Origin of the sequence: Streptomyces sp. NPDC087270 (assembly GCF_044744625.1) — a bacterium.
In the GTDB taxonomy this organism is placed as follows: domain Bacteria; phylum Actinomycetota; class Actinomycetes; order Streptomycetales; family Streptomycetaceae; genus Actinacidiphila.
Window position 1 is genome coordinate 1 of record NZ_JBIUYR010000043.1, and the last position, 8,177, is coordinate 8,177.

At 71.1% G+C, this 8,177-nt stretch carries 9 protein-coding genes; 5 read left to right on the forward strand and 4 right to left on the reverse strand.

Translation table 11 applies throughout. The annotated features are described in order from the left end of the window. Positions 1-320 precede the first annotated feature (320 nt). The 4 genes from ACIPAE_RS39695 to ACIPAE_RS39710 all read right to left on the reverse strand — a co-directional run bounded on the left by ACIPAE_RS39695 (position 321) and on the right by ACIPAE_RS39710 (position 4,040). On the reverse strand, positions 321-545 hold the full coding sequence (locus tag ACIPAE_RS39695; RefSeq protein WP_402452322.1) for a hypothetical protein: 225 nt from the start codon (positions 543-545) through the stop codon (positions 321-323). A gap of 107 nt (positions 546-652) precedes the next feature. Then, positions 653-1,555, reverse strand: a complete 903-nt coding sequence (locus ACIPAE_RS39700) for an SDR family oxidoreductase (protein ID WP_329368485.1) — start codon at positions 1,553-1,555, stop codon at positions 653-655. Further along, on the reverse strand, positions 1,552-2,520 hold the full coding sequence (locus tag ACIPAE_RS39705; protein ID WP_402452325.1) for an alpha/beta fold hydrolase: 969 nt from the start codon (positions 2,518-2,520) through the stop codon (positions 1,552-1,554). Before ACIPAE_RS39705 ends, ACIPAE_RS39700 begins: the two co-directional genes overlap by 4 nt. Beyond that, positions 2,517-4,040, reverse strand: a complete 1,524-nt coding sequence (locus tag ACIPAE_RS39710; protein WP_329368481.1) for an NAD(P)/FAD-dependent oxidoreductase — start codon at positions 4,038-4,040, stop codon at positions 2,517-2,519. Before ACIPAE_RS39710 ends, ACIPAE_RS39705 begins: the two co-directional genes overlap by 4 nt. Positions 4,041-4,281: 241 nt before the next feature. Here ACIPAE_RS39710 and ACIPAE_RS39715 point away from each other — a divergent pair, with 241 nt between their 5' ends. The 5 genes from ACIPAE_RS39715 to ACIPAE_RS39735 all read left to right on the forward strand — a co-directional run bounded on the left by ACIPAE_RS39715 (position 4,282) and on the right by ACIPAE_RS39735 (position 8,020). After that, positions 4,282-5,139 carry a MerR family transcriptional regulator gene (locus ACIPAE_RS39715; RefSeq protein WP_329374230.1) on the forward strand — a complete coding sequence of 286 codons (858 nt, stop codon included), beginning with the start codon at positions 4,282-4,284 and terminating at the stop codon, positions 5,137-5,139. Between the two features lie 71 nt (positions 5,140-5,210). Next, a complete protein-coding gene (locus ACIPAE_RS39720) occupies positions 5,211-5,477 on the forward strand; it encodes a DUF2630 family protein (RefSeq protein WP_329368479.1) in 267 nt (88 codons plus the stop codon). Then, positions 5,474-5,791 carry a GNAT family N-acetyltransferase gene (locus tag ACIPAE_RS39725; RefSeq protein WP_402452328.1) on the forward strand — a complete coding sequence of 106 codons (318 nt, stop codon included), beginning with the start codon at positions 5,474-5,476 and terminating at the stop codon, positions 5,789-5,791. Before ACIPAE_RS39720 ends, ACIPAE_RS39725 begins: the two co-directional genes overlap by 4 nt. 172 nt (positions 5,792-5,963) lie before the next feature. Continuing rightward, positions 5,964-7,499, forward strand: a complete 1,536-nt coding sequence (locus tag ACIPAE_RS39730) for an AlkA N-terminal domain-containing protein (RefSeq protein ID WP_402452329.1) — start codon at positions 5,964-5,966, stop codon at positions 7,497-7,499. After that, a complete protein-coding gene (locus tag ACIPAE_RS39735; RefSeq protein WP_366412751.1) occupies positions 7,496-8,020 on the forward strand; it encodes a methylated-DNA--[protein]-cysteine S-methyltransferase in 525 nt (174 codons plus the stop codon). The genes ACIPAE_RS39730 and ACIPAE_RS39735 overlap by 4 nt, the downstream gene beginning before the upstream one ends. Positions 8,021-8,177 lie beyond the last annotated feature (157 nt).

An 8,177-nucleotide genomic window follows, 5' to 3' on the forward strand; every position in this document is an offset into this window, starting at 1 on the left:
CGATCCCAAGCCCTACATCTGGACCAAGACCGCAGAGGACATCCTCGAACGCCTCGCCGGATATCTGAAGCGAATTCCCGACTCAGAACACTAGGAGCGCCGGGCGGCACCAAGGAGCACCGACGCGGCGCCGCCAGGTCCGGGTTGCACGGCTTCGCATCCTTGGTGGCGGTCCGCCACCATGGGCGCGGGAGCCGGCGTCCGGGCTCAACGTCCGCCGCAGGGCACGCAGAAGGGGCGCCCGCAGGGGCGCCCCTTCCGTGTCACGGCGTTCTCGGTGTCCGCGCGATGCGCGACGCCGAGGTCAGCTCAAGCGGACGTCAGGCCCAGTCGTCCTGGTTGTCGTCCTCGGACTCGCGGCCCATGCGACGCGACGCCTGGTCCTCGAGGTCGGAACGACGCTCCTGCCCCTCCTGCTGCATGCCGCGCTGGGCCTGCTCGGGGTTCTGGGCGGCAGCGGACTTGTTCCGCTTGTCGCCCTGCGCGCCCTTGGCCTGCTCGGCATAGTCCTCGGCCTCGTCCTTGAACTGATCGAAAGCGCCCATGGCTACTCCTCCTGGAGTTTTGTGGGGATGGGGCCTCGACAAGACTTACATGGCCGGACACCCCCCGCATCCTGGGACAATAACCCCAGGTCAGCGAGCGATTACAGCTACGGAGCGTGATTTGCGGAGGTCCGCGCCGACTCGTCCGCAGCGCCTCCCCTGCCCACCAGGCCGCGCCGGACCCCGGCCGCCCGGGCCAGTGCCGGCGCGGCCCGGCGCATCTCCCGCTGCCCCAGCGCGCCGCCGATGACCGAGGGCAGGTAGCCGCGCACCGGCTGCATGCCGCGTAGCCACCACTGCGCGTACACATGAGGTGATCGTCGTACGATCCCGGCGACGATCCGCTCGACCGCCGGTTCCAGCGGGTACGTCCGGTTGGTCGGCCACGGCAGTCGCGCGCGCATGGCCCGCAGGGCGTCGTCCTCGTCGGCGCCGCGCACCATGTCGGTGTCGGTCCAGCTGAGGTAGCCGACACCTACCTTGACGCCCTTGGGGGCCATCTCGGCGCGCAGGCTGTGCGCGAACGCCTCGACACCCGACTTGCTCGCGCAGTACGCGGCCATCAGGGGCGCGGGGGTGATCGCGGCCAGCGATGCGATCTGCAGAAAATAGCCGTGCGAGTCAACGAGCGCCGGCAGGAACGCCCTTGCGGTCGAGACGCTGCCCAGCAGGTTGACCTGGATCACCCGATCGAAGGCGTCGGGGTCCGATTCGAGGAACGGCCCGCCGGTGGCGACACCGGCGTTGGCGACGGCGACGTCGATCCTCCCGAAGCGCGCGCGCACGTCGGCGGCCACCTCGGCCATCGCCGCCCGGTCGGTGACGTCGGCGGTCCAACTGGCCGCCTCGCCGCCCAGTGACGCGGCGACGTTCTTCAGTTCATCGGGTTCGAGGCCGACCAGGGCCAGCCGGGCGCCGCGCGCGGCGAGTTTGCGGGCGAGCAGCTCACCGACACCGCGAGCCGCACCGGTGACCACCACGACCCGGCCGTCCAACGATGATCCGCTCATGCGCTCTTCTCCTGTTCGCCGGCCGCCTCGGCCGCACCGCTTGTCGTACGTTCCGATCCCGCGTCACCCCGCGCCAGATGATCAGCCGCCAGGGTGCGTATCAGCGCCTCCACGGCGGGCGTGTCCTCGACCGGCGTCATGTGACCGCGGCCGGGCAGTTCAGTCAGTCCGACGCAGTGCGGCAGCGCAGCGGCGATGCGGTGCGAGTGCACCTTGGGAGTCAGTTTGTCGACCGTTCCGACGACGACCGCGGTGGGCGCGGTGAGCGCGGCCACTTCGGCGTCCAGGTCCAAGACGGCCTGCACCTTGCCCCACGCGGAACGCGGCCGCGCCCGGCAGGCGTGCACGATCCGAGCGCAGAAATCCACCTGTTCGGGTGTCGAATCCGGGCCCATCACCCCGTACTTCAACACCGCCTTGGCCATCGGCGTGACCGGGCCCAGCGGCAGGCTCGAGACGAGGATCTGGCGGTGCAGCACCCGCCGCAGCCACCGGGCGCTCAGTCGCGGCGGCAGCACCTGCGTCGACCCGATCAGCCGGCTGGCTCCGGTACTCACCAGCAGCACGGCGGCGGTACGGTCGCGCACGAACTGCCGTTCGGCGGCTGCCATGATCGTCATACCGCCCATGGAGTGGCCGACGAGCAGGGCACGTTCACCCTCGGGCAGCACGGCATCCAGTACCGCCTGCAGATCATCGGCCATTATGGCCGTGCTGTAACCCTTGCGGGTGGCGGGCGCCGCACTGAGACCATGGCCGCGCTGGTCGTAGGCGATCAACCGGAAATCCGATGACAGGGCCCGCACCATCGGCGCCCAGAACAGCGTCGAACACGTCCACCCGTGCACCAGTACGACTGTCGGAGCGTCGGTGCGGCCGTACTCCTCCACGTTCAGGCGCGTGCCGTCCGCGGAGACCGCGGTCAGCGCCCTGCGCGGCTGCACAGCCTCGTATGTCGCGGTCATGACGCCACCTTCGCGGCCGGCCCGGTCACGGACTCGACGGACGACTGGCCCGCGGGGGCCAGCAGGTTGTATTCGGAGAGCTTCAACTGCCTGGTGGCGCGCCGGAACTCGGCAGTGGTGCCGGGCCACGCCGTGGTGTTGCGGCCGTTGGCGTCCAGGTACCAGCTCTTGCAGCCGCCGGTGTTCCACACGGTGCGCGAAGCGCGGCGCTGCATCTCCTCGTTCCACGCGGCGACCGCCGCCGGCTTGGCGTCCAGGGCCGCGGCACCGGAACGCTCCAGGGTGCGCAGGTAGTCGGCGACATAGTTGAGTGATGATTCGATCATCAGGATCATCGAGCTGTTCCCGAGACCGGTGTTCGGTCCGATGATGAACAGAAGATTCGGGAAGCCGTCGACGGCACAGCCGCGCAGCGCGGCCATGCCGCTCTTCCAGTGCTCGCTGAGACTGCGGCCGTCCGATCCGATGACCCGATCGCCGATCGGCATGTCGGTGACATGGAACCCGGTGCCGAAGATGATCGCGTCGACCTCGCGCTCGGTACCGTCGGCCATCACCACCGATGAGCCGCGCACCTCGCTGAGCGCCGAGGTGACGACCTCGGTGTTGGGTTGTGAGAGCGCCGGATAGTAGGTGTTGGACAACAGAATGCGCTTGCATCCGATGGTGTAGTCCGGTGTGAGGCGAGCCCGGAGCCCAGGGTCCTTGACGGACCGCCTCAGGTGGCCGCGTGCGATCCGCTCGGCCGCCTTCATCAGTTTCGGCTGCTTGACGAACGCGCCGACCTGGAACTCCCGGATCAGCCACAGCGCGCCGCGCCGCAACTTCGCGGTGCCGGGCACCGTGCCGTGCAACCACCGCTCCGCCGCGCCTATCGGCCGGTCCACCCGTGGCATCACCCACGGCGGGGTGCGCTGGATGACGGTCAGCTTCCCGACCTCCGGCTGGATCGACGGCACGATCTGGATCGCCGACGCCCCGGTGCCGACCATGGCGACGCGCTTGCCCTTGAGGTCGAAGTCGTGCTCCCAGCGCGAGGAGTGGAACACCCGCCCAGGAAAGTCCTCGATCCCCGGCACGTCCGGGATCTTCGGGTCGGACAGCGGCCCGGTCGCGGAGACCACCACATCGGCGGTCAGTTCGCCGGCGGCCGTCGTCAGATGCCAGTGCCGCGCCTCGGCGTTCCAGCGCGCCTGGAGCACCTCGGCGCCGAAGCGCAGGTGCGGCCGCAACCCGAAGGTGTCGGCGACCCGTTCGAGGTACGCGCGGATGTGCTCCTGGCCGGAGAAGGCGCGCGGCCAGTCGGGGTTGGGTGCGAACGAGAACGAGTAGAGGTGGGAGGGCACGTCGCAGGCGCAGCCCGGGTAGCTGTTGTCGCGCCAGGTGCCGCCGACCGCGTCCGCGCGCTCGAGGATCACGAAGTCGGTGATCCCTTCCCGCCGCAGCCTCACCGCGGCCCCTAGACCGCCGAAGCCGGACCCGATCACCGCCACCCGCACGTGTTCGATGTCGTCGTCCATGGCACCGCCTTCCCGCTTCTCTCAATCGCGCCAGCAATCACTGGCACAGTCGGACTGTAAGGCACCGGGCGTTACCTCCGGTAGGGGTAGGTCCGGATTTCGGCCGCCCGCCGCGCCCGCAAGCGCCCGGCGCCGCCCCCGGAACACGCGCGACGAGCGCTCCCCCAGAGGAGCACCCCGGTCGGCCGCGGAGAAGGATTTCTGCACCCCCTAGGCTGGCGACGTGGACGACAACGCGACCGTGCCGCGCGAGTACCGCGTCGAGGAACTGGCCGAAGCAGCCGGCATCCCCGTCAGGACACTGCGGTTCTACCGCGAAAGGCGCCTGCTCCCGCCCCCGCGCCGCGAAGGACGGATCGCGTGGTATTCCGAGGACCACCTCGCGCGGCTGCGCACCATCTCCGCCCTCCTGGAGCGCGGCCACACCCTGGGCGGCATCGCCGAGCTGATCGCGGCCTGGGAGCAGGGCCGCACCCTGGACGGTGTCGCCGAACTGCTCGGGCTGGAAGGCGCACTCGCCATCCCCTGGTCCGAGGAGACCCCGGTAAGGCTCAGCCCCCAGGAACTCGCCGATTACTTCGGCGAGGACATAAGCCCCGAGAACCTCACCGACTCCCTGGAGATCGGCTACATCGCGGTCGACGGTGAGCAGGTCGTGCACGTCAGCCGCCGCCTGCTGGACGCCTCCGCCGCGCTCGTGCGCGAAGGCGTGCCGCTGTCCGCGGTCCTGGCCGCGGGCCGGGAGGTACGCAACCACGTCGACGCGATGGCCGACCTGTTCACCCAGGTCATCAAATCCCACGTCATGGGCGACCTGACCGGGCTGACACCCGGCGACGCCCACCGCATCGCCGAGTCCCTGCACCGGCTGCGCCCGCTGGCCAAGAACATCGTCGACGCGGAGATGTCACTCGCCATGGACCGCAAGGTGCGCGCCGAGATCGACACCTGGATGCGAAGCCACACAGAGCCTCCCCCCGGCACCCATGGCGACGCCCCCGGCACGGCGCACGACCGCGACGCCGACGCGGCTCCCGGCCCCGCCGGCGATGAACGGCCGCAGCGGCCGTGCCCGCCTCCCCTCACGCCAGAACCCTGACCCTCGCCCCGCGCGCGTCGTACCGTACGACCTGAGACAGTGGAAACGGCCCATCGATCGGGAGGTGCCCCGTGCAACAGCCTCAAGACGCCAACGCCGAACAGGCCATCCTGGGTCGCATCAGTGCGATGGTCTCCGACGAGAAGGCCCTGCGGGACCTGCTCGCGGGAGGCGACGACGAGGGCGGCGACCAGCGCGAACGCCTCGCCGCCCTGGAGCGCGAACTCGACCAGTGCTGGGACCTGCTGCGCCAGCGCCGCGCCCTGTCCGAGGCCGGCGAGGACCCGGGAGGCGCACGCGTACGGCCCTCCTCGACCGTTGAGGGCTACCGTTCGTGAGCCCCGCCCCCGACGGCCTCACCGTCGTCGATGCCCCCGCCGCGCAGCGCTACGAAGCCCGCACGGACGGCGACCTGGCCGGCTTCGCCGCCTACCTGCGCGGCGACGTGCTGATCGCGTTCGTCCACACCGAGGTGCAGGAGGGCTACGAAGGCCGCGGAATCGGCTCGGCGCTGGCCCGCGCCGCCCTCGACGACGCCCGTGCCCGCGGGCTCGGTGTCCTGGCGATCTGCCCCTTCATCGACGAGTGGATCAGCAAGCACCCCGATTACGAGGACCTGCGCTACGCACCTGACAGCAAGGTGACGGACTAGGCACCCTGGATGTCGGGCCACGCGTCCATGGCTGCCAGGCCGACACCCGGCTGGCACCCATGGAGGCAGGTCGGCCCGTCGTAGCGTCCGTGCAGCGCGCGTGCCGCCCGCACTGAGGTCCATGTCGGATTCTCGCCAGACCGACGCTGTGACGAGGCGCGAGACTGGACAGGTGCATACGGACTTCGACGCCTGCGTGCGGGCCGTGCAGTCGAAGGATTCCCGTTTCGACGGGTGGTTCTTCACCGCGGTGCTGACCACGCGTATCTACTGCCGGCCGAGCTGCCCGGTCGTGCCGCCGAAGGTCGCGAACATGACCTTCTACCCGAGCGCGGCAGCCGCCCAGCAGGCCGGGTTCCGCGCCTGCAAGCGCTGCCGCCCCGACGCCAGCCCCGGCTCGCCGCAGTGGAACGAGCGCGCCGACCTCGTGGCCCGGGCCATGCGGCTGATCGGCGACGGCGTGGTCGACCGGGAGGGCGTACCGGGCCTGGCATCCCGGCTCGGCTACAGCGCGCGGCAAGTCGAGCGCCAACTGCTCGCCGAACTGGGCGCAGGGCCCCTGGCACTGGCCAGGGCCCAGCGCGCACAGACGGCGCGGCTGCTCATCGAGACGACGGCCATGCCGATGGGCGAGGTGGCGTTCGCGGCCGGTTTCGCCAGCATCCGCACCTTCAACGACACCGTGCGGGAGGTGTTCGCCCTGACCCCGGGCGAGTTGCGCGCCAGGGTCGCCAAGGGCCGCCCGGCCGCCGCCGTGGGCTCGATAGCGCTGCGGCTGCCATTCCGCCGCCCGCTCAACCCGGACAACCTCTTCGGCCACCTCGCGGCCACCGCCGTCCCAGGTGTCGAGGAGTGGCGCGGCGGCGCGTACCGGCGCACGCTGCGGCTGCCCAACGGCCCCGGCACGGTGTCGCTGCGACCGGGACCCGACCACATCGGCTGCCGGCTGTCGCTGACCGACTGGCGTGACCTGGGGCAGGCGATCAGCCGCTGCCGGCGCCTGCTGGACCTTGACGCCGACCCGCTCGCCGTGGACGCGCTCCTGTCCTGCGACCCGGTGCTGGCGCCCCTGGTGGCCAAAGCACCGGGACGCAGGGTGCCGCGGGTCGCCGACGGGCCGGAGTTCGCAGTGCGCGCGGTGCTCGGCCAGCAGATCTCGACGTCCGCGGCGCGCACCCACGCAGGGCGCCTGGTGGCGGCGTACGGGGAGCCCGTCGCGGACCCGGGCGGCGGCCTCACCCACCTGTTCCCCTCACCTGAGACGCTCATCGAGCGCGCCCCCGCGTCACTGGCGATGCCGCAGACCCGCAAGGACACCCTCGCAGCGCTGCTGCGCGCCCTGGTGGACGGCGAACTCGACCTGGACGTCGGCAGCGACTGGCAGCGCGCCAGAGCCAGGCTCACGGCCCTTCCAGGCTTCGGGCCGTGGACCGTGGAGACCATCGCCATGCGCGCGCTCGGCGACCCGGACGCGTTCCTGCCCACCGACCTCGGTGTCAGGTACGCGGCCCGCGACCTCGGCCTGCCCGCCACCCCGGCCGCGCTGACCCGCCACGCCGCCGCCTGGCAGCCCTGGCGCGCATACGCGACGCAGTACCTGTGGGCGACGGGCGATCATCCGATCAACGTGCTCCCCGACGACGACCACCCGGCCGCCAAACCCTCCGACGACCGCGCCACTTCAGTTCCGGAAGGCACCGCACCATGAGCACCATGACGACGACCACGACGGCGTCGGCCGTCCACACCGTAGTCGACAGCCCTTGCGGCCCCCTCACGCTGGTCGCCCGGGAGGGTGAACTCAGCGGCCTCTACATGACCGACCAGCGGCACCTCCCGCCCCTGGCGAGCTTCGGCCCGCGCGCCGGCCTGCCCGCCTTCGACCGCGCCCAGGAACAGCTCGCCGCCTACTTCGACGGCGAACTCACCTCTTTCGACCTCGCCCTGCACATGTTCGGCACACCGTTCCAGAAGCGCGTGTGGGCGGCACTGTGCGGCATCCCGTACGGCGAGACCGTCACCTACGGCGAACTCGCCGCGGAGATGGGGCGCCCCACCGCCTCCCGCGCGGTCGGCCTGGCCAACGGCAAGAACCCGATCGGCATCATCGTCCCCTGCCACCGTGTCGTCGGCGCCGACGGCAGCCTCACCGGATACGGCGGCGGCCTCGCCCGCAAGCAGTGGCTGCTCGACCTCGAACGCGGCGCACACCAACCGACCCTGACGTGACGTCACCCGCGCGGGTGACATGCCGCCCTCTCGCCACTTGGGCCCGAGGGCCCCGGCCGGTCCTTGGGTTCTAGTGGTCCTCGCAACACCCGTGATCTGTGGGAGTTGCGAGGACCGTGGGCGTTGAGCGTGCTGGTCTTGCTGGGTTGCGGGAGCG

Coding starts and splice junctions, on each gene's coding strand:
- ACIPAE_RS39695 (WP_402452322.1), bottom strand. CDS start 545: ATGGGCGCTTTCGATCAGTTCAAGGACGAGGCCGAGGACTATGCCGAG.
- ACIPAE_RS39700 (WP_329368485.1), bottom strand. CDS start 1,555: ATGAGCGGATCATCGTTGGACGGCCGGGTCGTGGTGGTCACCGGTGCG.
- ACIPAE_RS39705 (WP_402452325.1), bottom strand. CDS start 2,520: ATGACCGCGACATACGAGGCTGTGCAGCCGCGCAGGGCGCTGACCGCG.
- ACIPAE_RS39710 (WP_329368481.1), bottom strand. CDS start 4,040: ATGGACGACGACATCGAACACGTGCGGGTGGCGGTGATCGGGTCCGGC.
- ACIPAE_RS39735 (WP_366412751.1), top strand. CDS start 7,496: ATGAGCACCATGACGACGACCACGACGGCGTCGGCCGTCCACACCGTA.